Here is a 25,480-nt window from a genome sequence, read left to right as displayed (position 1 = left end):
GAGTGACCGATCCGCACGGCTTCGAGCGCTTTGCCGCGCCGTTGACGATGCCGAGCAGCCCCGAGCAATTGCGTGACACTGCCAGTTGCCCGGCCTGCTTCAATCGCTTGCAGGGACCGCTGTGTCGCGCATGCGGGCTCGACCTTGCGCACCCCGCCGCCCGTGACCTCCTCGAGGCGTCACAGGATGCGGCGGCGGCGCTGGACCGCCGTGCCGGAGTGATCGGCCGCATCCGCTTCGAGACCTCGCAGCGAATGACCGCTGCCGCGTCGCCGCTGCCCGCCGCTCCGACGGCGGCGTTCTCGGTCGCGATGCCGGAGAGCGAGATGCCAGCTGCTCCTGCCTCGGCCGCCGGGGCGCCCACGGCCCCGCCGGTTGCCGCATCAGCCGCAGCGAGCGCGGCGCCGACGTTCACTCCCCCGGCCGGGTTCGCCGTGCCGCCGCAGCCCCTCCCTCGCATGCACAGCGCTCAGGATGCGGAGCGCCCCCGCCGCTCGAGCGTGCAGGTCGCCCTGCTGGTCGTCGGCGTCACGCTGCTCTCGATCGCGGCGATCTTCTTCCTCGTCTACGCGTTCATCAACTTCGGGCTCGTGTGGCGCAGTGTGATCGTAGGCGGTCTGACGCTCGCCGCATTCGCGATGTCGCATGTGCTCGCGAGACGTGGACTCTCGGCCACAGCAGAGGGCATCGCCGCGTTCGCGCTGGTGCTCGCCTATCTCGATGCCTGGGCGATACGCGAGAACGACCTCTTCGGCACTGCAGCCTCAGACGGGTTGCAGTACTGGGGCACCTCGCTCGTGATCATCTCGGCCGCCGCAGTCGTGTGGAATCGACTGTCAGGCTTGCGCGTGCCGAGCCTCGCCGGATTCGCATTCCTGCTGCCCGGTGTCGCGCTGCTCGGCCTCGGCGTTGACTTCACCGATTTCCCGGACCGTCTGTTCGCCGGCTCGATCGTCGCAGCGGTCGCCGGGTTCGCGTGGACGCTCACGCCGAAAGCGATCGAGCGCACGATCGTGCTCGGGCAGACGCTGCTCGCGGTGGTGGTCTCAGCGATCAATGCTGCCTTTGTGGGCGATCCGCACTACACACCCTTGGTCGCGCTGCTCGCTGTCGCCGCCGTGTCGGCTGCGCACACCGTCGTCGCGCTGCGCTTCAGCGACGCTTCGACGGTGACTCCGAGCGGCCCCGCGTCAGAGTCGTCTGGGGCGTCTGGATCGTCTGAGGTGTCTGAGGCGTCTGAGGCATCGGCGAGCGGCAGCGATATCGCGGAACGACGGAAGGCGAAGCGGCGGACAGGAGCGCAGATCGTGCGCGCCTTCGCCTTCGCGTTCGGCGCGGTGGCCGGCGCCGCCGTCGCGGCATCCGCGCTGCCGCCGGATACCGGCTGGGCGCCCTACCCGCTCCTCGTGCCGCCCCTGCTCGCCGTCATCATCGCCCTCGCGCTCGATACGGTGGCCGGAACGCGTCACGGAACAGCGAGGCGCATCTTCGCCGCGGCATCGATAGCCGCGACAGTGGTCGCGGGTCTCGCTGCGATCCAGCCGATCGGCACCGCAGTCCTGGAATCGTTGTGTGCCGCGGCGCTCGGTCTTGCCTTCCCGTGGCGCGAGCCCGCCGACGTCGTGATGAGCGGTCCCCTCGAAGACTTGGCGTGGTCGCTGCTCTTCATGCTCGGCTCGCTCACGATGGCGGCGGTCCTGTGGCGGCTCACGGGGGCGCTCCAGCACCGGTTCCCCCTGGTGCTCTGGTGGGGCGCCCTGCTCGCTGTGACCGCGGTGCCGATCGCCGAACCGCTCTGGGCGAGGCTCGCGGGCTGGTCGACCATCGCGCTCGCATCGCTGCTCGCCGCTCCCCTCTGGAGGCGCGAGGCCTCGTGGCGCATGCCGCTCATGGCGATGGCGATCACAGCGACGGCCCTGGCCTATGCCGCATCCTGGTCGAGCCGCGACACCTGGTGGGTCCAATCGGTCGTCGTGCTGCTCGTGCTGCTCGGCATCCGCTGGCGCACGCAGTCGAACTGGGCACCGCCGATCGTGACCGGTGTCGGTGTCGTCTTCCTGGTCGGCAGCGCAGCCATGGCGGCGGCGCACCTCGCATTCGGTGAAGCGCTCCTCCCTGGTGTGGATGCGGTCGATCGTCTGCGCTTCGCCAGCATCATGGCCACCCTGCTCTTCGGCCTCGGGGCGGCGTGGATGCCGGGCACCGCCGATCGGCGTGTCGTCTTCTGGCTGGCGGGATCCTCTGCGGCGGTGACGACCTCCCTTGCGACAGTGATCTCGCACTCCTTGCCTCAGGCGGCACGCGAAACGTTGATACTGCCCGAGCCCGGCGTCGGACTCGTTATCGCACTCGCGCTGATCGCGGCCATCTTGGTGTGGCTTCGTGGAGGAGACCGCACCCAACCGGAGCTCCGTCCCGAGCGGCTCGCGGCATCGATCGCCCTGGCGCCGGCACTGGCACTCGCTGCCGGCGAGTTCGCCCGGCTCATGCCTGAAGCGGTGTTCTTCGAGACGATCGCACCGAGCAGCGCTGCGCTCGTCGCCGCGGCCGGGTCGCTCGCCGCGCACACGCTTGGGCGAGAAGCTCTTCCCCGCTGGTCGAAGGATGCCGGTGTCGCGATCGTCGCGCTGCCGGCGCTCGCGGCTGCTGCAGCTGCAGGCTCGAGCGCCCTGTGGCTGGTCCTCGTTCTCAGCGGCGTCACCGTGCTCTTGCTTGCGATCGATCGCGACGGCCTCTTCGCGTCGGCCTCGCAACGCCGCCATCTCGGATGGCTGGCGATGGCGCTCACCCTCGCTGGGATGTGGTGGCGCCTCCGAGACGCTCACGTGGCCGCACTGGAGCCATATCTGCTGCCGCTCGCGGGGTCATTGATCGCCGCCGGCGTGCTCATCGCCCGGCGCCGCGGCGCGCACCGCGCGGGTGCCCTGATCGCGTTGGCCGGAGCGCTCGTCGGCATCCTCCCGCTCGCAGCCGACTACGCCGACGGCGCGGCGCTGCCGGCCATCGTGCTCTTCGGTGTGAGCGGGCTGCTGCTCCTCGCGGGCTCGGCGCTGCAGGGCGTCGTGACCGAGTGGCACGCTGCCGCACTGGCGGCCGGCGCGGCCGGCGCGACCTCGACTGCGCTCGCGCGGGCGCTCCTGTCCCATCCGGCCGACCTCGAGCGAGACTGGTGGCTGCTGGCGCTCGTGGCGGTGCTGGTGCTCGCATCACTCGCACTCGCTCAAACGCTCGACCTCGCGACCGACAGGGAACGAGTCGGCCGGGACGACAAGATCGCCGCTGTTCACCGGCTCTCGATCGGGAGGCCGGTCGCAGCATCCGGACTGCTGGTGCTGGCGATGGTCGCCGCCACCATCGGTGAAGCGAGCGCATTCGATGCCTCGGCCGGGGACGCTCGCGCACTCCTCCTCGTGTCGGCGCTCGGGGCGGTGCACGTGCTCTCCGTCGTTCGCGACCGCGCCCCCTTCGAACGCTGGGTCGGCTGGCCCGCGATCGGCCTGGCTGCCGTCACGGCAGTGATCGCGCTCGTCGTCGTCGAACCGATCGAGCTCGTCACCGTGCCGCTCGGAACGGCGCTCCTGCTCGCGGGCGCGGTGCGAATGCGTCGCGATCCGGAAGCGGGTTCGTGGCCGTGGCTCGCGCCAGGGCTGCTCGCGATTCTCGTGCCCTCACTTGTCGCGACGGTCGATGATCGCCCATTGTGGCGGCTGGTGGCCATCGGAGTGATCGCCGTGGCGGCGATCGTCGTCGGGGTCACCCGCCGCCTGCAGTCGCCGTTCGCCATCGGAGTCGCGGCCGCGCTCGTGCACGGCATCGCGACGTTCCTGCCGCAATTGCGCACCGTATACGAAGCAGTGCCGTGGTGGCTGTGGCTCGGCGCCGGCGGCGTTCTGCTCATCGTGCTCGCGGCGCGCTACGAGCAGCGGCTCAACAACCTGAAGTCGATGGCCCTGCGCTTCGCGGCCCTTCGCTGACAGGCGACCCCATCGCCTGGACGCCCTAGAGCGAGTTCACGGGCTCGATCAGGCTCGGGCCGTCGCCGCTCAGCGGAGCGACCTCGTGGGCGATCAACTGCTGCGCTTGTGCCTGCGACATCCGCACCGCCTCGTCGACCATGCGCTGGTCGCCGGGTGCTGTCGGGTCGAGCCACCAATCCCAGGCCTCATGAGGGAGCGGCATCGGGTTCCGAGGGTGGATCCACTCGAGCTGATCGCTCGCGGGCATGGTCAGGATCGACGCGGTGAGCTGCCACTCTCCGGTGCCCTTCCACCACGAATAGAGCCCGGCGAAGGCGATCGGGTGTTCCGGATGCCGGATGAAATAGGGCGTCTTGCGCTTTCCCTCGGTCTTCCACTCGTAATAGCCGGCTGCGGGCACGAGCGCCCGTCTGCTCACGACCGAGTCTTTCCAGATGGATTGCGAGCCGGCCGTTTCCGCCCTCGCATTGAACGTGGGGAACTTCAGCTTTCCGTCGCGTGACCACCCGGGGATCAGCGACCACCGCGCCGCCTCTGCTCGACGTATGACCGCGCTCGCCGGGTCGTGCCGATCGGCCAGGGTCTCCACCAGTACCGGAATCTGCTGCGTCGGTGCGACGTTGTACGAGGAGACCCAGCCGGGGCGCCAGTCCTCCGGCCTCGCGCCGGTCTGCCAAACGAACTCGGCGATCATCTCGTTGACCTCGTCATCGACTGCGAAGCGGCCGCACATGGCATCAGCGTACGCAGTTCCGGGGCCGCGTCGAGGCACCGCGACACGCCGATGAGATGTTGTCGAGCGCTCGACTTCGGATCTACTATTGGAGCAACATTCACGTTGTGTTTCCCACCCGAACACCGTGAAGCCCGAGAGCGGTACCCGCCGCTCGCACTCGCAAGACCGCACCCACCCCTGGTCACGCGAGATTCACCCGAAACACCCGCCCCATCCCGAAGACCGGCACACCCCCGAGCCGGTCAGATGATCGAACCCGAAATACCCGCATCCGCGGTCTCACCCTAGGAGCCCGTCATGTCTTCGGACGCACCCGTTTCCACCGTCCCCGCAGGTTGGTATCCCGACCCGCTGGGCACGTCATTGCTCCGCTGGTGGACCGGCGTCAGCTGGTCGGAACGGCTTGAGCACCGTCGCCCCGAGATCCATCTCGCACCTGGCGCCGTCGACCACTACGAGGGCGACGACCTGCCGGTGCGCATGCGCGAATTCGCCTGATCCGCGGCTGCGGCAGCAAGACGGCATCCCTGCTCAAATCTGGCAGGTTCAGGTCTGGCAGGTTCAGGTCTGGCAGACAGGACACCAGTAGAGCTTGCGCCCGGCCACGAGTTCCATCGCGATGTTCGTGCCGCATACCCTGCAGGGCAACCCTGCGCGGTGATATACCCAGTGCCGGTCATCCCGGTGCACGAGCGCGCGCCGATACGCCTCTTCGTCGAGTCCGTCCATGGTCATCATCTGACCGACGCGCACGCCGTCGACCAAGAGCCTCGTCCAGTCGCGCCACAACTCCCTGACCAAGTCCTCGGGCACCTGCTTTCCCGGGGTGTGCGGGTCGAGGCCGGCACGGAACAGCAGTTCCGCGCGATAGATGTTGCCGATCCCGCTCACGATCGACTGGTCCATGAGCAGCACGCCGATCGGGGTCGCTCGCCTGCGAACGGCGGCGGTGAACCGTTCCTCGCCCTCCTCGGGGCTGTCGACGAGCGGGTCGGGGCCGAGCCGAGCGATCACCGCTGCCACCTCATCGGCCGTGATGACCTCGCAGGCGGTCGGTCCCCGGAGGTCGGCACACGACGACTCGGTCAGGAGTCGCACGCGAACCTGTCCGATCGGCTCGGGCGGGAACACATCGATGTCCTCGCCCTGCTTCTCGCGCTCCGCCATTCGCAGCCGCGTGCGTCGCGGTGCTCCGATGCTGTGCAGCGAGTCCTCTGCAGCGGCGTCGATGATGGGAGAACCAGCGGACCGATCGGGCGACCCGTCACCGGAATCGTCGTCAGAGCGTCCTTCGGCACCCTCCGCATCGTCGTCAGCCAGCGTTGCCGTGGCAGACACCGTGACGTCGCCCGTGAAGTCCCAGGCGCCGTACATGCCCAGGTGCACCCTGAGCCAGTCGCCGCCCCCGAACTCCAGGAACATGTGCTTGCCGACCGCTCGGGCATCGGTCATCACTCGCCCATCGATCTTCGCCGCGCCGGCGGCGAACCGCCCTTGCGGCGACGAGGCGCGCACAGTGTGCCCGACGAAGTGCTCGGCGAACTGGCGGGCGATGCGGTGTACGGAGTGACCCTCGGGCATCAGTGGATCTCGTGGCCCGCTATCGCGCCCGTCGTCTCGTATTCGGCGAGCTGCGCGATGCGGCGCGCATGGCGCTCCTCCCCGGAGAACGGGGTCGCGATGAAGGCGTCGATGAAGAGCACCGCCTCATCGATCGAGTGCTGCCGGGCACCGATCGAAATGACGTTGGCATCGTTGTGCTCGCGGGCGAGGCGAGCCGTGTCGTGGTTCCAGACCAGCGCGGCGCGCGCGCCTTCGACTTTGTTCGCTGCCATCTGCTCACCATTGCCCGAGCCGCCGAACACGACGCCCAGCGCCTCGATGCCCGCCCGCTGGTCGGCGACCACGGCGCGCGCCGCGTTGATGCAGAACGAGGGGTAGTCGTCGAGCGGGTCGTACTCCTTCGGCCCGTGATCGATCACCTCATGCCCTTCACGCTCGAGGTGCTCTTGAAGATCGCGGCTGAACTCCAGACCGGCGTGGTCGGTGGCGATGTGGATGCGCATGGGCCCAAGTCTATGCAGCGGTACCGGGCGAGCCGGCTGCTCCGGATGCCGGGGCGCACCGCTCGCGATCCCTCTGCGTTCGCACGTCGGCATCACTCGCGGAGCCGGTGAGCACACGGAGATCACACAGCGAACTGAGGCCGAGAACCATTGATCTTGGCCCCCGAAAGGAGCACATTGGTATGACGCACACGCCCCTAGCGGAGGTGGCTCAGATGAACCCGACAACGATGTCACCGCTCATGCCGATTCTCTCGGCCGGTCGACACAGGAATCCGCGCCGCGGCGCGTGCTTCATGGAGTTCGCGTCGTACCTTGCGGGCGAGCGATGGAGCGATCATCCGAAGTGCACGCACGCGGGGCTCGCGAATCTTGCGCGCATGGTCAATGACTGCACGAGCGACGCCGCCCGCAATGAGTTGGCGCCCATGATCCCGTCGGTCATCGGCTTGACGACCGACGATGTGCGGCTCGACATGCTGCTCGCGCTCGAGGCCTCGGCAGCAGCGCTCCCGGTGGCATTCGAAGAGCGGCAACGCTCGCTCGCGGTCGGAGCGCTCGTGTTGGAGGCAACGCTGGATGCGCAGGGCGGCATGCCCGACGACATGCGTGGCCGGCTTCACGCTGCGTTCAGCTCAGCTCCAGCGGCCGAGCGGTGGGCGCGCGGTTTCCTTGGCCGGTACTTGCGCAAGCTGCCCCGCGAAATGTCGGCGCGCCATTGCCGGTGCCTCGTGCAGAGCGCGGTCGACGGCATCGCGCTGGCCTGTGTCGATGACAACGATGCCCGACTCCGCCGACTTCTGAAGCGCGGCATCGAACTCGCGCACCAGTTCGTCGATACCGAGCGCGTCGCCGAGCAGACCGCATCCGCGGCAACCGCCCCGAGCGGAACGGTCAGTCGAACTGCGGACCGCGAGTACGCGAGCGCTTGAGCTCGAAGAAGCCGTCGTAGGAGGCTGCGGCGACGACGCCGTCCCAGAGACGCAGCGCGTCGTCGCCCCGCGGCGCCGGTGAGATCACAGGGCCGAAGAACGCCACCCCGTCCACCGAGATGATCGGCGTGCCCACGTCCTGACCGACGCGACCGATGCCCTCGGCATGGCTCGCCCTCAGTTGCGCGTCGAACTCGTCGCTGTCTGCGTACCGGGCGAGCGCGGGGTCGAGTTCAAGCGCCTCCAGTGCACCGGCGATGACGGCATCCGCGTCGACGGACTCACCCGGGTGGATTCGCTCGCCGAGCGCGTCGTAGAGCGGCTTCACGAGCTCGCGACCGTGGAGCTCTTGCACTGCAGTCACGAGCCGCACGTAACGGATGGCCCGGTCGAGCATGGTCCGGTAGTCGTCGGGAAGCTCGTTGTTCTCGTTCAGCACCGTCAGGCTCATGATCCGCCAGTCGATCTCAACCTCGCGGTGCCGAGCCACCTCGTCGACCCATCTGCTGGCCATCCAAGCCCAAGGGCAGGAAGGGTCGAACCAGAAATCAACGCGAGTCGGAGCAGCCATGCCGTTCACGGTACCCGAGGCGTCTGAGCACTCCGGCACCCCCGATCTCGGGTGCAGGCGTGAGGTAGGTCCGGCGCTTCTGCTGGAGGGTCCGACTCGCGGGCTAGGCTTGATCATCGCGGCGACACGCCGACGCGTCGTCTCGCTCGAAGCCGTCAGTCGAAGCCGTCACTCGACGTCGTCCACCGAAGGAGCAGGCACGTGCCAGGAGAGAACCTCACCCGTCTGGAAGCGCAGGAACGACAGCGCCTCGTGGAGGTCGCGAGCTACGACGTGGCGCTCGACCTGACGGTCAGCGACGAGGTGTTCTCTTCGGCGACCACTGTGCGGTTCTCCGCCGAACCCGGCGCTTCGACCTTCATCGATCTGATCGCACGTCGAGTGCACAAGGTGGTGCTCAACGGTCGTGCCCTCGACCCCCGCACGGTGTTCGCCGAATCTCGCGTGCAACTCGACGGCTTGCGCGAGCAGAACGTGCTCGAGATCCTCGCGGATGCCGAGTACACGAACACGGGTGAGGGCCTGCACCGCTTCGTCGACCCCGTCGACGGCGAGGTCTATCTGTACTCGCAGTTCGAAGTGCCCGACAGTCGCCGCATGTTCGCCGTCTTCGAGCAGCCTGATCTCAAGGCATCCTTCCGCTTCACGGTGACGGCGCCCGCCCGCTGGCAGGTCGTCAGCAACTCGCCGACTCCCGAGCCGGTCGTGAGCGGCGATATTGCGACGTGGTCGTTCGCGCCGACACCGCGCATCTCGTCGTACATCACGGCGCTCGTCGCGGGGCCGTACGACGTCGTGCGGAGCGAGCTCACCAGCAGCGACGGCCGTACCATTCCGCTCGGCGTGTTCTGCAGGGCGTCGCTGTCGGAGTACATGGACGCCGACTACGTCTTCGAGAAGACGCGGCAGGGATTCGCGTACTTCGAGGAGCACTTCGACTACCCGTACCCGTTCGAGAAGTACGACCAGCTCTTCGTGCCCGAGTTCAATGCCGGCGCGATGGAGAATGCGGGCGCGGTCACGTTCACGGAGACCTATGTCTTCAGGAGCAAGGTCACGGATGCGGTCAAGGAGCGCCGCGTCGTGACGATCCTGCACGAGCTGGCTCACATGTGGTTCGGCGACCTCGTGACCATGAAGTGGTGGGACGACCTCTGGCTCAATGAGTCGTTCGCCGAGTGGGCTTCGACCATCGCCACCGCCGAGGCGACCGAGTGGCACGAGGCGTGGACGACGTTCCAGGCGATGGAGAAGACCTGGGCGTATCGCCAGGACCAGCTCCCCTCGACGCACCCGGTTGTCGCCGAGATCAACGACCTCGAGGATGTGCTCGTCAACTTCGACGGCATCACCTACGCCAAGGGCGGCAGCGTGCTCAAGCAACTCGTCGCTTGGGTCGGCCGCGATGCCTTCTTCGCCGGCGTTGCCGCGTACTTCAAGAAGCACGAATGGGGCAACACCGAACTGCGCGATCTGCTCGTGGAGCTCGAGGCGACCAGCGGCCGCGAGCTCGGCGAGTGGTCGAAGCTCTGGCTCGAGACCGCCGGCGTCAACACCCTTCGAGCCGAGATCGAAGACGACGGCGAGACCATCACCTCGTTCGCAGTGCTCCAGAGCGCCCCTGACGACTACCCCACCATCCGGCCGCACCGCCTCGCAATCGGCTTCTACAACCTGCGCCACGGCAAGCTCGTGCGCGAGCACCGAGTTGAGCTCGACGTCGACGGCGAGCGCACCGAGGTGCCCCAGCTCGCCGGCATCCGCCGTCCCGACCTGGTGCTGCTGAACGACGACGACCTGACCTACGCGAAGATCCGCCTCGACGAGCGCTCGCTCGAGACCGCGCTCGCGCACCTGAGCGATATCGATGAGCCGCTCGCCCGGGCGATCGTGTGGGGCGCGGTATGGGATGCGACGCGGGATGCCGAGACTCGCCCGAGCGACTACGTGCGCCTCGTACTGCAGAACATCGCTGCGGAGACGGAGTCGACGACCATCCGCACCACGTTGAATCAGCTGGTGACGACGGTGCGACTGTATGTCGATCCGGCAACGCGCCAGGGAATCCTCGAGCAGGCGGCGACAGACCTCTGGCGTCTCGCCGAGCAGGCCGAAGCGGGAAGCGACGCCCAGTTCCAGTTCGTCAAGTTCTTCGCGGGTCTCGCCTCGACCGCTGAGCACGTCGACACGCTCCGCGGATTGCGCGATGGCGCCATCGCGCTCGAGGGCCTCGCGATCGATACCGACCTCGGATGGGAACTGCTCGAGGGGCTCGTGCTCAACGGTGCCGCGGGCGAAGCCGAGATCGCGAAGGCCCTTGAAGCCGACAACACAGCGAACGGCCAGCAGGCCGCAGCCCGAGCGCGCGCGACGATCGCCACTGCAGAGGGCAAGCTCGCAGCGTTCGAGGCAGTGATCAACGACACTTCGCTGCCCAATGCGATCGTGCGCAACGCCGCGCTCGGCTTCCAGCACGCGAACGACGCGACGCTGCTCCAGCCGCTCGTGGAGCGCTACTTCGACCAGATCGCCGCGGTGTGGAGTGAACGCAGCTACCACATGGCCGAGACGATCATCGTCGGTCTGTACCCCGCGCCACTCGCCTCGCGCGAACTGGCCGAGGCCACTCGCGCCTGGCTCGAAGAGAACCCTGAACCGCCAGCGCTGCGGCGACTCGTGATCGAGGCGCTCGCCGGAGTGGAGCGCGCGCTCGCCGCGCAGGACCGCGACCGGCGGTGATCGTCATCCCGAACTGGTGCCCGCCAGAAGCTCCGGCGAGGGTTGCGCCGGTGCACGGACCGCGTTCACGCTGAGGGATGCGCATGGAGGAGTTCACGACGTTCTGGGCCGGCCTGGCCGAGTTCTACGAGACCTGGCGCATTCCCATCACGGCAGTACTGGTGATCGTCGGCGCCGTCGTCGTCCGCCTGCTGCTGCACGCGGTCATCAGGCGGGTCGTGCATCGCATCGTGACCGGCGTCAAGAAGCGCAACCAGGTCGAAGACACCCAGGCCCTGCAGGCGTCGCCGCTCGCCGCGGTTCGGATCGTGCAGCGCACCCGGGCGCTCGGCGGCGTGTTCAACAGCATCGTCACCGCAACGGTCATCGTCGTCACCACGCTCGTGCTCATCGCGATCCTGCTGCCGAACGCGACCGCCGCGTTCGCCGTCATCAGCGCCGCAGTCGGTGCGGGCCTCGGCTTCGGCGCGCAGAACATCGTCAAGGACATCCTCAACGGCCTGTTCATGGTGAGCGAAGACCAGTTCGGCGTCGGCGATGTGGTCGACCTCGGTCCCGCCACGGGCGTGATCGAGCACGTCGGCATCCGCATCACGCATGTGCGCGATGTGAACGGCACGCTGTGGTTCGTGCGCAACGGTGAGATCGTGCGCGTGGGCAATATGTCGCTCGGGTGGGCGCGCGTGATCACCGACCTTGCAGTCCCGTATGAGCACGACATCGACCAGGTGCAGCAACTGGTGTTCGACGCCGCGAATGACATGGCCACCAATTCGAAGTGGCGCACGCGCATCCTCGAGCGGCCGGAAGTGTGGGGCATCGAGTCGATCTCGGATGAGGCCGTGATCGTGCGAGTCGTCGTCAAGGCGCGATCATCGAGCCGTGACGACGTGGGCCGTGAACTCAGGGCGCGCCTGAAGCGCGCGCTCGACGATGCCGGCATCCGACTGCCCTCGCTGAATAGCGTGGTGCTCAGCGGATTCGAAGGGGCGACGAGTGTGATGGGTTCACGGCCCCCGCAGACGGCTCCCCTGCCCACTCGCAACACCGCGCCGAGGCGCAAGGGCGTGCTGCGCATGCAGAAGAACACGGGCGCCGACGACGCGCATCGCCCGAACGACCCGAAAGACACGAAGGACCATGGCTGATCTGACCCTCCGCACCGGCGAGCACGGCGATGCGGCGCTCGAGACCTTTTGGGCTCAGGTCGGCGGACGTGCGACCTTCGAGCGGCTCGTTCGACGCTTCTACGAGGGCGTGCGCGGCGACGAGTTGCTCTGGCCCATGTATCCCGAGCACGATCTCGAAGGGGCGATCCAGCGACTGACGGGCTTTCTCGAGCAGTACTGGGGCGGACCGGCCGACTACAGCCGGGAACGGGGCCATCCTCGCCTGAGGATGCGGCACGCGGCGTACAAGGTGAACCCGGCCGCGCGCGATCGCTGGCTGCATCATATGCGCGTCGCCGTCGACTCACTGGAGCTGCCGCCGCTGCAGCACGAGACGCTCTGGGACTATCTCGAGCGCGCAGCGCACTCACTGGTCAACACCTTCGACGAGTGATCGCACCCCGGGCCGTCCGGCCATAGGACGAATCCGGGGCCTACAGAAGACCGAGCATGAAGATCGCGGGGGCGAGCGCGAGCGCGGCGGAGCCGGCGAGCACCGCGCTCCGAGCCGCGGGCGAGAGCGGTCGGTTCCCGGGCTCCAGTCGCTCGGCGCGGCGCTGCACCGCGACGGCGTCGGGCACGTAGCCGGTGCCCGAGGCATCCGGGGATTCCCAGGCACTGCCGACTCGCTTGATGGCGCGGGCGAGCGTCTCCCCGCTCACCGTGCGCCGTGCTTCGTCGTCGGCGAGCATCTCGACCAGTTCCGCGACTGAGCGCTCTGCACGATTCGCGATCGGGAACCACGGCAGCGCAGCGTTCCACGCTTTGAAGGCGAGCAGCACGAGGTGGTGCTGCTGCCGCAGGTGCGTGCGCTCATGCGCCAGCACCGCCTCGAGCTCGTCGTCGGCGAGCAGCTCGATGAGGCCCTGCGAGAGCACGGTGATCGTGCGCACGCCGGGCAGGCAATAGGCCACAGGCGCGGGATGATCGAGCATCCGAGCCCCTGGTTGCGACGGGATCGGGGAGCTCAGCAGGCCGACCAGCTCGCGGTGCCGACGGCGCTGACGCTCGGTCACGGCAGCCGTGCGTGCGAGATTCAGCAGCAGATGGATGCCGAGGATCACCGCGGCGCTCAACGCCAGCCCTTGCGTGACACCCACCGCAGCCGGCAGCGGCCCGGCGAACAAGGCCCCTGCGAACACGGGCACAGCCTCGACGAGCCCGAGCCCGGTGGGCAGCAGCCCGTAGCCCAGCAGCGATCCGATCATGGCGAGCCCGCCGCCGAGCGCGATCGCCTGCCAAAGAGCGAGCGCAACCGCCGGCGATCTCGTGGTCCAGCGAGCGCGTGCCAGCACCACCGGCACGGGCCACGCCAGCAGCACCGCGAGAAGCGCGATCGCTGCGCAAGCGATTGCCATCGGCTCAGCCGAGCAGTCGTCGGAGCGTGTCGGCCTCTCGGGGAGTCACCGTGTCGACGAACCGCGCCAGTGCGGCCTCTCGATCCGAAGCGCTGCCGAGCACCTCGAGCATGAGCTCGGCCGTGTGGTCGGCACGACTGCGGCGAGCGCTGAATCGTTTGGGGCGGCGATCGCCGTCAGCCGCCACGAAGCCCTTGGCCTCGAGCCGGCTCAGCACGGTGAGCATCGTGGTCTGCGCCAGCGCGCGCTCGGCGAGGCAGTCGCGCAACTCATTCGCGGTGAGCGGCGCCGAAGCATCCCACAGCGCGTCCATGACTGCGCGTTCGAGTTCTCCAAGCCTTGCCATGGACCCCAGTTTAGCTGCACCACGGGCGATGCTCTACGCTCAGTAGAAGAAACTTCTACGCCCTGTAGAGAACGGACGGAGCGCGTGAACGAACTCCTCGACCCGCTGCTGCTCGCGCGGTGGCAATTCGGGCTCACCACGATCTACCACTTCCTCTTCGTACCCATCACGATCGGCATGGCGACGACGGTGGCGATCTTCCAGACGGCGTGGGTGCGCACCGACAAGGTCGTCTATCTGCAGCTCACTCGCTTCTTCGGCACCCTCTTCCTCATCAACTTCGCGATGGGCGTCGTGACGGGCATCGTGCAGGAGTTCCAGTTCGGCATGAACTGGTCGGAGTACTCCCGATTCGTCGGCGACGTGTTCGGTGCACCGCTCGCTCTCGAGGGCCTACTCGCCTTCTTCCTCGAGGCGACGTTCATCGGGTTGTGGATCTTCGGCTGGGACAAGCTCCCCCGCCGTCTTCACCTTGCGACGATCTGGATCGTGGCCGCCGGAACAGTGCTGTCGGCGTACTTCATCATCGCCGCGAACGCGTTCATGCAGAACCCGGTCGGGTACGCCATCAACGAGGCGAAGGGCCGAGCCGAGCTCGTCGACATCTGGGAGCTGCTGACGAACCCGGTCGCGCTCGCGGCCTTCCCGCACACGATCTTCGCCTGCTTCATGGTGACGGCCGGCCTCATCATCAGCGCTGCCGCGTGGCATCTTGCCCGAGGACAGCACCGCGAGAGCATGCGACCCGCGCTCCGGCTGGGACTGTGGATGATGGTGATCGCCGCCGCGCTCACCACGTTCTTCGGCGATCAGCTCAGCCTCTCGATGGTGGCGACGCAGCCGATGAAGATGGCGGCTGCGGAGGCGACCTTCAACACGGTATGCGGAGCGGATGCCTCGTTCTCGGTGTTCACGCTGGGCACACCAGATGGATATACCGAGTTGTTCTCCATTCGCATCCCATATCTGCTGTCGCTGCTGTCGACGCACAGCCTTGACGGCTGCGTCGAAGGCATCATCGATCTGCAGGGCCAGTACGAATCGCTCTACGGGCCTGGTGACTACACGCCCATCATCTGGATCACGTACTGGTCGTTCCGCTGGATGATCGGTCTCGGCCTGGCGCACGCGGCGATCGCCGCCGTCGGTCTGTGGCTCACCCGGGGCGGCCGCGAGCCGAGGCTCTTCCGCATCCCTCCGCGACTCATCTGGGGCGTTGCGATCTGGTCGTTCCCGCTGTCGCTCGGTGCCATGATCGTCGGCTGGATCTTCACCGAGATGGGACGGCAACCGTGGCTCGTCTTCGGGCTCCTGCCGACGGAGTCGGGCGTCTCGCCGAACGTGAGCGGCCTTGAAGTGCTGATCTCGCTGGTCGCGTTCACGCTCGTCTACGGCACCCTCGCGGTCGTCGAGTTCCGACTCATCGTGCGAGCGATCCAGAAGGGACCGGCCACGCCCTCGGTCGACGAGCAGACCGGACGCGCCGAACCCGCCACGACGGTCTACTAGGAGGACCCCATGGATCTTGCAGGATTCGATCTCCCAACCCTCTGGTTCTGGATCGTCGCGGCGCTGTTCATCGGCTACTTCGTGCTCGACGGATTCGACTTCGGCGTGGGGATGACGTTGCAGTTCCTCGGACGCGACGACGTCGACCGCCGCGTGCTGATCAACACCATCGGGCCGGTGTGGGATCTCAACGAGACATGGGTCATCGTCGCGGGCGCCGCGCTCTTCGCGGCGTTCCCCGAGTGGTACGCGACGCTCTTCAGCGGCTTCTATCTCGCTTTGCTCGTCATCCTCCTCGCGCTCATCGCGCGCGGCGTGTCGTTCGAATACCGCCACCAGCGGCCCGAGGCCAGCTGGAAGGCCCGCTTCGATCTGATGATCATCATCGGCTCGGCCGTGCCCGCCATGCTGTGGGGCGTCGCCTTCGCGAACATCGTGCAGGGTGTGCCGCTCGATGCCGAGCACAACTACATCGGAACCTTCTTCGACCTGCTCAGCCCATATGCGCTGCTCGGTGGTCTCACGACGCTCATGCTGTTCTTCACGCATGGCGCGGTGTTCGTGACGCTGAAGACAGCCGGCGAGATCCGAGAACGGGCGCAGCGATTGGCCGCACGGAGTGGAGCGATCACAGTCGTGGTCGCCGCGGCGTTCTTGCTGTGGACCGGGTTCGCGCACGGCGCGGGCTGGTTCTGGCCCCTGGCCGCCGTTGCGGCGGCATCGCTCGTGGCAGCACTGCTGGCGAACCTGCGCGGTGCCGAGGGCGTGTCGTTCACGTTCATGGCCGTATCGATCGCCACCGCCGTGGCCGCGCTCTTCGCGGCCCTATTCCCCGATGTGATGCCGGCATCGAACGACGCCGCGAACGGCCTGACGATCGAGAACGCCGCCAGCTCGCCCTACACGTTGACGGTCATGAGCTGGACCGCGCTGATCTTCTTGCCGCTCATCCTCGCCTACCAGGGATGGACGTACTGGGTCTTCCGGAAGCGGATCACCAGGCAGACGATCGAGAACGCCGAACTCGACCAGTCGGCAGCTGAAGAGGCGGCGCGCTGAGCACCATGCGCCCATTCGACCCTCGGCTGCTCCGCTTCGCCCGCTCCGCCCGGCTGCTCCTCGCGTCGGGCATGTTGATCGGCATCGTGCAGACCGCAGCGATCGTCGGTTTCGCATGGGCGCTCGCTGGCCTTGTGACCGGTTTCATCGAGGGCAGACACGCCTTCGAGCTCCGCGGTCTCATCGCGCTCTTCGCCGCGAGCGTCGTGGTCCGCGCCCTCGCCGCCTGGCTCTGGGAGCTCACGGGTCTTGCGGGTGCGGCTCGCGTGCGGCAGGAGCTGCGCAAGCAGGTGCTCGCGGCGGCAGCGAGCCTCGGGCCAGATCGGCTCCGCGACCGCTCGAGCACTGAGCTCGCCACGGTGGCCGGCGCGGGCCTTGATTCGCTCGACGGCTACTTCGCGCGCTACCTGCCGCAGCTGCTCCTCACCGGCATCGCGACGCCGCTGCTGGTCGTGGCCATGTGGTCGGCGGACCCGTTGAGCGGTGTGATCGTCGCGCTCGCGCTGCCGCTCATCCCCGTCTTCATGGTGCTCATCGGGCTCGCGACGAGCGCCGTGCAGCGTCGCCAGTGGGAAGCCCTCCAAGAGCTGGCGCGGGCGTTCCTCGAAGTCGTCGGCGGCCTCGCCACCTTGATCCTGCACGGCCGTCAGCACCGGCAGGTCACTCGCCTCCGCGCCGTGACGCACGACTACCGTCGTCGCACCATGCGCGTGCTGCGCGTGACTTTCCTGAGCGGGTTCGTGCTCGAACTCGCGGGTTCGCTCTCGGTCGCCCTGGTCGCGGTGACAGCCGGGCTCCGCCTCGTCGACGGCACGATGGACTTCTTGCCGGCGCTGTTCGTGCTCGTGCTCGCCCCCGAGGTGTTCCTTCCGGTTCGCAACGTCGGTGCGCAATTCCACGCATCGGCCGACGGCATGGCGGCAGCCGAGAGCGCGTTCGCCATCATCGAAGAAGCAGCGGATCACAGAGCGCAGTCGGAGCCGGGCGACACGGATGCTGCGAGAGTCGATTCGCTCTCTGCAGCGGCGCCCGCTCCCCCGGGACTGCACGTGCGCGGTCTCACCGTGCAGCGCGGCGACCAGCGCATCGTCGACGCGTTCGACATGGATGCGGCAAGGGGCCAGGTCTCCGCGATCGCCGGCGAGAGCGGCGCGGGCAAGAGCACGGTGCTGGACGCGCTGCTCGGCTTCGCCCCGGCATCCGGCCTCGTACTGCTCGACGGTGCGCCGTTGACTCTCGATCGCATCGCATGGGCGGGTCAGCGCCCACAACTGGTCGCGGGCCCCATCATCGACAACGTCACGCTCGGTGCGAGGCGCATCGACACCTTGCTCGTGCAGCGCTGCTTGGCGCTCACAGGCCTCGCAGGGCTGCCCCTGGAGCGCACTCTGGGTCCCGGAGGCTCTGGGCTCTCTGGAGGGCAGGCGCAGCGCCTCGCGGTGGCCCGCGCCCTCTATCGCCTGCTCGAACGGGATCTGCCGTTGCTGCTCCTCGACGAGCCGAGCTCGGCGCTCGACGAAGCCGCCGAGACCGCGCTGATCTCCTCTCTCCGTGAGCTCGCGGCAGAGGGTCGCATCGTGGTCGTCGTCGCCCACCGGGAGTCGGTGTTGCGGCGCGCCGACGCGGTCGTGCGGGTAGGAGCGCTCGAACATGTCTGAACCACGCTTGTCGCAGGCAGCTCGCGCGGTGCTCGGACTCGCTCGCCCCCCGCTTCACCGCCTGCTACCGGCGATCGCGGCCGGAGCGCTCTCCGCCGCGAGCACGGTCGCGCTGCTCGCCTGCTCGGCGTGGCTCATCACGCGCGCCTCTGAGCAGCCGCCCATTCTCTTCCTTTCGCTCGCAGTCGTCGGGGTCCGCGCATTCGCGCTCTCTCGTGCGGTGTTCCGCTACCTCGAGCGCCTGCTCGGGCATGACGCCGCGTTCCGTGAACTCGCCGAACTGCGCACCGGCATCCTTTCTCGGCTCATTCCGATCGCGCCTGACGGCACCCGAGCGCTGCGTCGCGGAGAGCTGTTGAGCCGGCTCGTGCACGATGTCGACGACCTGCAGGAGCATCCGCTGCGTGTGATCCAGCCGCTCGCCAGCACCCTGGTCGTGCTGACCGCTGCGGTCACCGGCATCGCAATGCTCGACGCCTCGGCGGCCGGAGTGCTGCTGGCGTGCCTGATCGTGGGTGTGGTGCTCGCCGTCACGACGCAGTCACTCGCGGCCGCACGCGCCGAGCGCACGATCGGCCCGCTGCGCGGTGCCCTCGCCGATGCGCTGCTCGATCACTTCGGCGCCTTCGAGACCCTCCGGGCGTTCGACGCTGAGGGAGCCAGTCGCGAACGCGTGCTCGCACTCGGGAACGCACTGCAGCGGGCGAGCGCGCGTGCCGCTGCGGGCGCTGGTCTCACCGCAGCCGTCATGGCGCTCGCGAGCGGGGCGGCAGTACTGGGATCGGTGCTCGTGGCTGCGCCGTCCCTTTTCGCCGGTGACATCGGCGCACCAGCGTTCGCGGTCGTCGCCATGGTGCCTCTCGCGGTGTTCGAGGTCGCCGGTGCGGTGCCCCTCGTGATGCAGGCGAGGCGGATCGCACACGCCGGGGCCGAGCGCGTGGCCGGCGCCGTGCCGGCGGAGGCTCCAGCGGGCGTCCCAGTCGCACCCGCTCGACCGGCATCCGTGCCGGCCGGAGCGCCGCACATCGCCCTGCGGTCGCTCAGCGCGCGCTGGCCCGGGTCGGATCGGCCGGCGATCAAGGACGTCGACCTGACCCTTGCACCAGGAGAGCGTGTGCTGCTGCAGGGTCCCAGCGGGTCGGGCAAGACGACGCTCGCGCATGTACTGGTCCGCTTCATCGACTATCAGAGCTCGTACCGGATCGGCGGCATCGAGGCGCGCGAGCTGCATCCCGATTCCGTGCGCCGCATCGTGGGGCTCTGCGAGCAGACCCCGTGGCTGTTCGACATCGATCTCAGGCAGAATCTGGTGTTCGCGAAGCCGGAGGCCGACGACGAGGAGCTTCTGGCAGTGCTCGAACGCGTCGGTCTCGGCGACTGGGTGCGGGCGCGGGGTGGGCTCGACGCTCCTGTCGGAGAGCGTGGCGCACTCGTCTCCGGTGGTCAGGCCCAGCGCATCGCCCTGGCGCGAGCGCTGCTCGCCGACGCCCCGGTGCTGGTGCTCGACGAGCCGACGGCGAATGTCGACGGCGCGCGCGCCGAGACGCTGCTGCGGGACCTGCTGGCGGCATCCGGCGATCGGACGGTGCTCCTGATCTCCCACACCGGCGCTCCCACGGAACTCATCGATCGGATCATCGACCTCGAGCCCACGAGGGAGACGGACGACACGCCCGCCTCAGCTTGACCCGTTCCGCGAGCGCGCGATCCCGGGCGTTCGCTAGGTTGTCTGCACGGATGCCGGTGAGGCGGGTCACTCTCAGCACACCCCGGCCGAGCGTCCGCGCCGCGATGGAGCGGAGCGAGGGAGGCGCGCGATGGGGCGACACACGGGATCGTACGAGCAGCCCGATGCGATCGTGATCGGCTCCGGCCTGTCGGGGCTCGTCGCCGCGTGCGAACTGCTCGAACGAGGCAGACAGGTGCTCCTGCTCGACCAGGAGTCGGAGGCGAACTTCGGCGGTCAGGCCTGGTGGTCGTTCGGCGGGCTGTTCCTCGTCGATTCGCCGGAGCAGCGCCGAATGGGCGTACGTGACAGCCATGCGCTCGCGCACACGGACTGGCGCGACACTGCCGGCTTCGACCGCGCAGAGGACTCGTGGGCGCGCGATTGGGCCGAGGCGTATCTTCGATTCGCGGCGAGCGAGAAGCGCGAGTGGTTGCGAGACCACGGCATCCGTTTCTTCCCAGTGGTCGGCTGGGCCGAGCGCGGAGGCCACGGTGCCGCGGGCCCCGGTAATTCTGTACCGCGATTCCACATCGTCTGGGGCACGGGCCCGGGCCTGCTCGAACCGTTCGCTCGCAAGTTCTGGGCGGCTGTTCGGAAGGGTCGCGCCCAAGTGCGCTTCCGGCACCGCGTCGACGGATTGCTCATCACCGATGGTCGGGTCGGCGGCGTGCACGGCACCGTGCTGCGCGACGACGAAGCCCTGCGCGGTCGGGCAACGAACCGAGACCCGGTGGGCGTCTTCGAAGCCCACGCGAGGGCCGTGGTCATCGCCAGCGGCGGTATCGGCGGCAACCACGGAATGGTGCGGGCGCAATGGCCGCCCCGCCTCGGCCGACCGCCGGAGCGCATGCTCACCGGTGTCCCCGCATTCGTGGACGGGCGGATGCTGGGCGCTGCCGCCACGGCAGGCGCGCGGTTGGTGAACGGCGACCGCATGTGGCACTACGTCGAGGGAATCGAGAACTGGCATCCCGAGTGGCCGGGGCACGGCATCCGCATCCTCCCCGGCCCTTCATCGTTGTGGTTCGACGCGACCGGGAAGCGCTTGCCGGCGCCGCTATTCCCGGGCGCCGATACGCTCGGTACGCTCGCGCACCTGCGCGCCACGGGGCACGACCACAGCTGGTTCGTGCTGACGCAGCGGATCATCGAGAAGGAGTTCGCGCTGTCGGGGAGCGAGCAGAACCCCGACCTCACCGGCAAGAGCGTGCTCAGCCTGCTGCGGCAGCGGCTCGGACGCGGCGCGCCCATCCCGGTCGAGCAGTTCAAGCGGCAGGGCGCAGACTTCGTCGTCGCCGACACCCTCGATGATCTCTTGGCGGGCATGCTGCGGCATTCGCCGGAGGCGCCGCTCGACACCGCCAACATCCGCCGGGAAGTGGAGCTGCGCGACGCCCAACTCGAGAACTCGTTCGGAAAGGACCCTCAACTCGCTGCGATCCGGGCTGCGCGCGCATACCGCGGTGACCGACTTGTGCGTGCTGCCCGCCCGCACCGGTTCTCGGACCCGGCGAACGGCCCTCTGATCGCGGTCAAGCTGCACGTGCTCACTCGGAAGAGCCTCGGCGGCATCCAGACCGACTTGTCGGCTCGGGCGCTCCGAGACGACGGCACGCCACTGCCCGGCCTCTACGCGGTCGGCGAGGCGAGCGGATTCGGCGGTGGCGGCATGCACGGGTACCGGGCGTTGGAGGGCACGTTCCTCGGTGGATGCCTCTTCACCGGGCGCACCGCGGGAAGGGCGATCGCCGACGAGCTCGATCTGGCCGAGCAGACTGGGGCGCCGCTCAGCGCACCGTCGGACCGCGCCCCCGGCGCCGAACCAGAACGTGGCCGCGCGTGGTCGTGAGGCGCGTCCACGGCGCGGCCTCGAGCACGCGGACAGGGTCATCGCCGAGGAAGCCCAGACTGTATGCCGCGAACGCGGCGCCGGCGGGGATCTCCGGCGTTTCGGGCATGGGTTTCCCCCACACCTCACTACGCACACGGTGCACGAGCGATTCGCCGAGCGATCCGGGAACGGCCGAGGCGACTTCGTCGATTCCCGTCTTGGCGCGCTCTTCGAGGGTCTGCGGTGCGAGCGTCGCAAGGCTGTGCCAGCCGCCGCGCGGCGGTGAGATCGCAGCCCACGTGACGCTGTGGACCTCGTGGGGAACACTCACCTCGACTACTGCCTCGGCATCCGCCGAGTCATCACCACGCAGCCATTCCAGCCGCTGGATCAACGACCGCACCGGCACCACGACGTCGAAGTCGGCGTGCTCAGCGAGCGCGAAGGTGCGGAGGCCGAGCACTGTGGGCGTCTCATCGAGCAGCCCCACCGGGTAGAGCACCGCAGCGTAAACGGCGAGCACTCGGCCCGAGGCGATGAGCCGGATCGACCCCTCTTCGACGCGGGCGGCTCGACCCGCGAACACGAGGAGGTCTGCCAGCGACTGGCGGTCGACGAGAGAAAACGTGGGGCTCATTCGGCTCTAAACTACCTGAATGGCGCCTGAGCATCGTTCACGGATCGACGGTCTGCTCCGAACCCTCGAATTGACCGACACCGGCGCGCGCACGAGCGCCGACATCTTCACCGGGCCGAGCCACTGGATGCCCAACGGACGCGTCTTCGGTGGGCAGGTGCTTGCGCAGGCGATTCGCGCAGCCTCGTACACGGTCGCCGAGGGCCGCGAGATCCACTCGCTACACGGGTACTTCGTGCGGCCGGGCGACGCTGCGCTGCCGATCACGTTCAGCGTCGACCGCACGCACGACGGGCGCTCGTTCAGCACCCGCCGGGTGCAGGCCTACCAGCACGGGCTGCCGATCCTGTCGACCCTTTGCTCATTCCAAGACGATGACCCGGGGCTCGAGCACCAGGCCGAGATGCCGGCCGACCTTCCCGAGCCGGAGACGCTCCAGAGCGCCCATGAGTTCCTCGGTGCGAGCGACTTCGAGGCCATGCGCCGTCTCGCCTCGGAGTTCCCCTTCGACCTCCGACACGTGCCGAACAGCATCTACTTCACGGTCGACGATGAACAGGTGGCCCACCAGGCGGTCTGGACGCGCGCACTCGGCGAGATGCCCGACGACCAGGCGATCCATCGGGCCGCCCTGGCCTACGCGAGTGATATCGGCATCCTCGAGCCGATCTTCCGTCGCCATGGCATCGCGCTCACGACGCCGGGCGTGAAGACGGCGAGCCTCGATCACGCGATGTGGTGGCATCGCCCGTTCCGCGTCGACGAGTGGCTGCTCTTCGTCACAGAGTCGCCCAGCGCAAGCGGCGGGCGCGGACTCAGCCTCGGGCACTACTTCACGCGCGACGGCGTGCTTGTCGCCACGGTCGCTCAAGAAGGCATGGTGCGACATCCCCGGTTCGCTCCCCCGCGCTCCTGAGCAGCTGCTCGGGGGACGCTCCCTAAGGCGCTTCCCTGCAGCAGGGCTCAGGAAACCGAGTCTTCGCTAGGCGCGGCTGAAGGCGACGGGCTCACCGACGTACGGCTCCCAAGCGGCCCGCTCGTAGTCCCGCAGGCGGCGCGGCCGGCCGGTCGGGCCGTGCACGACGACGAGCGTCGAACTGGCTCGCGTCGTGAGACCCGCTGAGCTGAACACTTCGTACGCGATCTCGAAGCTCGCCCCGCCGATGCGCTGCAGCCACAGTTGCACGTCCAGCGGCTCGCGCTGGTAGTCGATGGGCTTCAGGTACTCGACCCGGTGCGATGCGATGAACGTCTGCGAGTCGTCTCCCGGCTGGAACACGGCTGTCGGCAGACGAGGTTCGTCTGCCGCGGCCGGAGCCCAGAATGCGCGCACGCGAGCCTCTTCCAAGATCCGCATGAGCGCCACGTTGTTGACGTGGTTGTACGGGTCGAGGTCGCCCCAGCGCACCTGCACGGGGATGCGCACACGAGCGGATTCCGCAGCATCCGCCCGCGCAGGCACGCCGGCCGGGTCAGTCACGCGTGAGCTTGCGGTACGTCGAGCGGTGGGGCTTCGCCGCGTCCGGGCCCAGTCGCTCGATCTTGTTCTGCTCGTAGGCCTCGAAGTTGCCCTCGAACCAGTGCCAGTTCGCCGGGTTCTCCTCGGTGCCCTCGTAGGCGAGGATGTGCGTGGCGATGCGGTCGAGGAACCACCGGTCGTGAGTGATCACGACGGCGCAGCCCGGGAACTCCAGCAGCGCGTTCTCAAGGCTCGACAGCGTCTCGACGTCGAGGTCGTTGGTGGGCTCGTCGAGCAGCAGGAGGTTGCCACCCTGCTTGAGCGTCAGCGCAAGGTTGAGGCGGTTCCGCTCGCCGCCCGAGAGCACACCGGCGCGCTTCTGCTGGTCCGGTCCCTTGAACCCGAACTTCGAAACGTATGCGCGCGAGGGGATCTCGGTCTTGCCGACGGTGATGATGTCGAGGCCATCGGAGACGACCTCCCACAGCGTCTTGTTCGGGTCGATGCCCGCGCGGCTCTGGTCGACGTACGAGATCTTGACCGTTTCGCCGACCTTGAGATCGCCGCCGTCGAGGGGTTCGAGGCCCACGATCGTCTTGAACAGCGTGGTCTTTCCGACACCGTTCGGGCCGATGATGCCCACGATGCCGTTGCGCGGCAGACTGAAGCTCAATCCGTCGATGAGCACGCGCTCACCGAAGCCCTTGTTGAGGTTCTTGGCCTCGATGACCACGTCACCCAGGCGAGGACCGGGCGGGATCACGATGTCTTCGAAGTCGAGCTTTCTCGTGCGCTCGGCCTCGGCCGCCATCTCCTCGTAGCGAGCGAGACGCGCCTTCGACTTCGCCTGGCGTCCCTTCGCGTTCGAGCGCACCCACTCGAGTTCGTCAGCGAGGCGCTTGGCGAGCTTGGCGTCCTTCTTGCCCTGCACCTCGAGGCGCTCGGCCTTCTTCTCGAGGTAGGTGGAGTAGTTGCCCTCGTAGGGGTACAGGCGGCCGCGGTCGACCTCGGCGATCCATTCGGCGACGTGGTCGAGGAAGTACCGGTCGTGCGTGATCGCGATCACGGCGCCGGGGTACTTCTGCAGGTGCTGCTCAAGCCAGAGCACGCTCTCGGCGTCGAGGTGGTTCGTGGGCTCGTCGAGGAGGAGCAGGTCGGGCTTCTCGAGCAGCAGTTTGCAGAGCGCGACGCGGCGCTTCTCACCGCCCGACAAGTGAGTGATCTCGGCGTCGCCGGGCGGGCAGCGCAGCGCGTCCATCGCCTGCTCGAGCTGAGAGTCGAGGTCCCAGGCATCCGCCGCGTCGATCTCTTCCTGGAGAGTGCCCATCTCGGCGAGCAAGGCGTCGAAGTCAGCATCGGGTTCGGCCATGGCCGCGGAGATCTCGTTGAAGCGGTCGAGCTTGCCCTTGATCGCGCCGACGCCCTCCTGCACGTTCTCGAGCACGGTCTTCGACTCGTCGAGCTCGGGCTCCTGCATGAGGATGCCGACACTGAAGCCCGGCGTGAGCTTCGCCTCGCCATTGCTCGGCGTGTCGAGGCCTGCCATGATCTTGAGGATCGTGGACTTACCGGCACCGTTCGGGCCGACCATACCGATCTTCGCCCCCGGCAGGAACGCCATGGTCACGTCGTCAAGGATGAGCTTGTCGCCGACCTTCTTGCGGGCGCGGACCATCGAGTAAATGTATTCTGCCATGGCTTCAA

The 25,480-nt window shown here is 68.1% G+C and carries 21 protein-coding genes; 12 read left to right on the top strand and 9 right to left on the bottom strand.

Features of this window, described 5'->3' with window-relative positions; genetic code table 11:
• The first annotated feature begins 2 nt into the window (after positions 1-2).
• The gene (locus QF206_RS02265; protein WP_281487574.1) at positions 3-3,974 is read left to right on the top strand and encodes an SCO7613 C-terminal domain-containing membrane protein; all 3,972 of its coding nucleotides are present in this window, start codon (positions 3-5) and stop codon (positions 3,972-3,974) included.
• A 25-nt stretch (positions 3,975-3,999) separates the two neighbouring features.
• On the opposite strand, the gene QF206_RS02260 is transcribed toward QF206_RS02265, so the two are convergent.
• Positions 4,000-4,710 (bottom strand): SOS response-associated peptidase, encoded by a 711-nt coding sequence (locus tag QF206_RS02260; RefSeq protein WP_281487573.1) that lies wholly within the window; start codon positions 4,708-4,710, stop codon positions 4,000-4,002.
• 300 nt (positions 4,711-5,010) lie between these two features.
• Here QF206_RS02260 and QF206_RS02255 point away from each other — a divergent pair, with 300 nt between their 5' ends.
• Entirely contained in the window at positions 5,011-5,211 is a 201-nt protein-coding gene (locus QF206_RS02255; protein WP_281487572.1) for a DUF2510 domain-containing protein, read from the top strand.
• A 63-nt stretch (positions 5,212-5,274) separates the two neighbouring features.
• Here QF206_RS02255 and QF206_RS02250 read toward each other — a convergent pair whose 3' ends face one another.
• Positions 5,275-6,294: an Fpg/Nei family DNA glycosylase gene (locus tag QF206_RS02250; protein ID WP_281487571.1), complete on the bottom strand. Its 1,020-nt coding sequence runs from the start codon at positions 6,292-6,294 to the stop codon at positions 5,275-5,277.
• Positions 6,294-6,779 carry a ribose-5-phosphate isomerase gene (locus tag QF206_RS02245; RefSeq protein WP_281487570.1) on the bottom strand — a complete coding sequence of 162 codons (486 nt, stop codon included), beginning with the start codon at positions 6,777-6,779 and terminating at the stop codon, positions 6,294-6,296. Before QF206_RS02245 ends, QF206_RS02250 begins: the two co-directional genes overlap by 1 nt.
• 215 nt (positions 6,780-6,994) lie before the next feature.
• Between QF206_RS02245 and QF206_RS02240 the strand changes: the two genes are divergently transcribed.
• Positions 6,995-7,711, top strand: a complete 717-nt coding sequence (locus tag QF206_RS02240) for a hypothetical protein (protein WP_281487569.1) — start codon at positions 6,995-6,997, stop codon at positions 7,709-7,711.
• Here the strand turns inward: QF206_RS02240 and QF206_RS02235 are convergent.
• The gene (locus QF206_RS02235) at positions 7,674-8,282 is read right to left on the bottom strand and encodes a mycothiol-dependent nitroreductase Rv2466c family protein (protein WP_281487568.1); all 609 of its coding nucleotides are present in this window, start codon (positions 8,280-8,282) and stop codon (positions 7,674-7,676) included. The two genes, QF206_RS02240 and QF206_RS02235, sit on opposite strands and share 38 nt — an antisense overlap.
• A 201-nt stretch (positions 8,283-8,483) precedes the next feature.
• On the opposite strand from QF206_RS02235, the gene pepN reads away from it, so the two are divergent.
• The 3 genes from pepN to QF206_RS02220 all read left to right on the top strand — a co-directional run bounded on the left by pepN (position 8,484) and on the right by QF206_RS02220 (position 12,584).
• Positions 8,484-11,021 carry an aminopeptidase N gene (gene pepN, locus QF206_RS02230; RefSeq protein WP_281487567.1) on the top strand — a complete coding sequence of 846 codons (2,538 nt, stop codon included), beginning with the start codon at positions 8,484-8,486 and terminating at the stop codon, positions 11,019-11,021.
• 83 nt (positions 11,022-11,104) lie between these two features.
• Positions 11,105-12,169, top strand: a complete 1,065-nt coding sequence (locus QF206_RS02225) for a mechanosensitive ion channel family protein (protein WP_281487566.1) — start codon at positions 11,105-11,107, stop codon at positions 12,167-12,169.
• Positions 12,162-12,584: a globin gene (locus tag QF206_RS02220; RefSeq protein ID WP_281487565.1), complete on the top strand. Its 423-nt coding sequence runs from the start codon at positions 12,162-12,164 to the stop codon at positions 12,582-12,584. The genes QF206_RS02225 and QF206_RS02220 overlap by 8 nt, the downstream gene beginning before the upstream one ends.
• A 40-nt stretch (positions 12,585-12,624) precedes the next feature.
• Here the strand turns inward: QF206_RS02220 and QF206_RS02215 are convergent, their stop codons facing one another.
• Both QF206_RS02215 and QF206_RS02210 read right to left on the bottom strand, forming a co-directional pair.
• Positions 12,625-13,548 carry a M56 family metallopeptidase gene (locus QF206_RS02215; protein ID WP_281487564.1) on the bottom strand — a complete coding sequence of 308 codons (924 nt, stop codon included), beginning with the start codon at positions 13,546-13,548 and terminating at the stop codon, positions 12,625-12,627.
• 4 nt (positions 13,549-13,552) lie between these two features.
• Complete coding sequence (locus QF206_RS02210) at positions 13,553-13,894, bottom strand: BlaI/MecI/CopY family transcriptional regulator (RefSeq protein ID WP_281487563.1); 342 nt, start codon at positions 13,892-13,894, stop codon at positions 13,553-13,555.
• An 84-nt stretch (positions 13,895-13,978) separates the two neighbouring features.
• Here QF206_RS02210 and QF206_RS02205 point away from each other — a divergent pair, with 84 nt between their 5' ends.
• From QF206_RS02205 to QF206_RS02185, 5 genes are all read left to right on the top strand, one after another.
• A complete protein-coding gene (locus QF206_RS02205) occupies positions 13,979-15,403 on the top strand; it encodes a cytochrome ubiquinol oxidase subunit I (RefSeq protein WP_281487562.1) in 1,425 nt (474 codons plus the stop codon).
• Positions 15,404-15,412: 9 nt separating this feature from the next.
• Positions 15,413-16,462, top strand: coding sequence for a cytochrome d ubiquinol oxidase subunit II (gene cydB, locus QF206_RS02200; protein ID WP_281487561.1), 1,050 nt, complete (start codon positions 15,413-15,415; stop codon positions 16,460-16,462).
• Positions 16,463-16,467: 5 nt separating this feature from the next.
• Positions 16,468-18,120: a thiol reductant ABC exporter subunit CydD gene (cydD, locus tag QF206_RS02195; RefSeq protein ID WP_281487560.1), complete on the top strand. Its 1,653-nt coding sequence runs from the start codon at positions 16,468-16,470 to the stop codon at positions 18,118-18,120.
• Positions 18,113-19,807, top strand: coding sequence for a thiol reductant ABC exporter subunit CydC (cydC, locus tag QF206_RS02190; protein WP_281487559.1), 1,695 nt, complete (start codon positions 18,113-18,115; stop codon positions 19,805-19,807). Before cydD ends, cydC begins: the two co-directional genes overlap by 8 nt.
• A 130-nt stretch (positions 19,808-19,937) precedes the next feature.
• Positions 19,938-21,698, top strand: coding sequence for an FAD-binding dehydrogenase (locus tag QF206_RS02185; RefSeq protein ID WP_281487558.1), 1,761 nt, complete (start codon positions 19,938-19,940; stop codon positions 21,696-21,698).
• On the opposite strand, the gene QF206_RS02180 is transcribed toward QF206_RS02185, so the two are convergent.
• A complete protein-coding gene (locus tag QF206_RS02180) occupies positions 21,637-22,317 on the bottom strand; it encodes a DUF8185 domain-containing protein (protein WP_281487557.1) in 681 nt (226 codons plus the stop codon). The two genes, QF206_RS02185 and QF206_RS02180, sit on opposite strands and share 62 nt — an antisense overlap.
• A gap of 19 nt (positions 22,318-22,336) precedes the next feature.
• Here QF206_RS02180 and QF206_RS02175 point away from each other — a divergent pair, with 19 nt between their 5' ends.
• Positions 22,337-23,233: an acyl-CoA thioesterase gene (locus tag QF206_RS02175; protein ID WP_281487556.1), complete on the top strand. Its 897-nt coding sequence runs from the start codon at positions 22,337-22,339 to the stop codon at positions 23,231-23,233.
• A gap of 66 nt (positions 23,234-23,299) precedes the next feature.
• Here the strand turns inward: QF206_RS02175 and QF206_RS02170 are convergent, their stop codons facing one another.
• A complete protein-coding gene (locus QF206_RS02170) occupies positions 23,300-23,797 on the bottom strand; it encodes an acyl-CoA thioesterase (protein ID WP_281487555.1) in 498 nt (165 codons plus the stop codon).
• Positions 23,790-25,472 (bottom strand): energy-dependent translational throttle protein EttA, encoded by a 1,683-nt coding sequence (gene ettA / locus QF206_RS02165; protein WP_281487554.1) that lies wholly within the window; start codon positions 25,470-25,472, stop codon positions 23,790-23,792. The genes QF206_RS02170 and ettA overlap by 8 nt, the downstream gene beginning before the upstream one ends.
• Between the last annotated feature and the right edge of the window lie 8 nt (positions 25,473-25,480).

Origin of the sequence: Ruicaihuangia caeni (genome assembly GCF_029952955.1) — a bacterium.
GTDB lineage: Bacteria > Actinomycetota > Actinomycetes > Actinomycetales > Microbacteriaceae > Ruicaihuangia > Ruicaihuangia caeni.
Note: the sequence above shows the minus strand (reverse complement) of the source record. Positions and strands in the feature narration are given on the sequence as shown.

Coding starts and splice junctions, on each gene's coding strand:
- QF206_RS02260 (WP_281487573.1), bottom strand. CDS start 4,710: ATGTGCGGCCGCTTCGCAGTCGATGACGAGGTCAACGAGATGATCGCC.
- QF206_RS02255 (WP_281487572.1), top strand. CDS start 5,011: ATGTCTTCGGACGCACCCGTTTCCACCGTCCCCGCAGGTTGGTATCCC.
- QF206_RS02250 (WP_281487571.1), bottom strand. CDS start 6,294: ATGCCCGAGGGTCACTCCGTACACCGCATCGCCCGCCAGTTCGCCGAG.
- QF206_RS02245 (WP_281487570.1), bottom strand. CDS start 6,779: ATGCGCATCCACATCGCCACCGACCACGCCGGTCTGGAGTTCAGCCGC.
- QF206_RS02240 (WP_281487569.1), top strand. CDS start 6,995: ATGAACCCGACAACGATGTCACCGCTCATGCCGATTCTCTCGGCCGGT.
- QF206_RS02235 (WP_281487568.1), bottom strand. CDS start 8,282: ATGGCTGCTCCGACTCGCGTTGATTTCTGGTTCGACCCTTCCTGCCCT.
- QF206_RS02225 (WP_281487566.1), top strand. CDS start 11,105: ATGGAGGAGTTCACGACGTTCTGGGCCGGCCTGGCCGAGTTCTACGAG.
- QF206_RS02220 (WP_281487565.1), top strand. CDS start 12,162: ATGGCTGATCTGACCCTCCGCACCGGCGAGCACGGCGATGCGGCGCTC.
- QF206_RS02215 (WP_281487564.1), bottom strand. CDS start 13,548: ATGGCAATCGCTTGCGCAGCGATCGCGCTTCTCGCGGTGCTGCTGGCG.
- QF206_RS02210 (WP_281487563.1), bottom strand. CDS start 13,894: ATGGCAAGGCTTGGAGAACTCGAACGCGCAGTCATGGACGCGCTGTGG.
- cydB (WP_281487561.1), top strand. CDS start 15,413: ATGGATCTTGCAGGATTCGATCTCCCAACCCTCTGGTTCTGGATCGTC.
- cydD (WP_281487560.1), top strand. CDS start 16,468: ATGCGCCCATTCGACCCTCGGCTGCTCCGCTTCGCCCGCTCCGCCCGG.
- cydC (WP_281487559.1), top strand. CDS start 18,113: ATGTCTGAACCACGCTTGTCGCAGGCAGCTCGCGCGGTGCTCGGACTC.
- QF206_RS02185 (WP_281487558.1), top strand. CDS start 19,938: ATGGGGCGACACACGGGATCGTACGAGCAGCCCGATGCGATCGTGATC.
- QF206_RS02180 (WP_281487557.1), bottom strand. CDS start 22,317: ATGAGCCCCACGTTTTCTCTCGTCGACCGCCAGTCGCTGGCAGACCTC.
- QF206_RS02175 (WP_281487556.1), top strand. CDS start 22,337: ATGGCGCCTGAGCATCGTTCACGGATCGACGGTCTGCTCCGAACCCTC.
- ettA (WP_281487554.1), bottom strand. CDS start 25,472: ATGGCAGAATACATTTACTCGATGGTCCGCGCCCGCAAGAAGGTCGGC.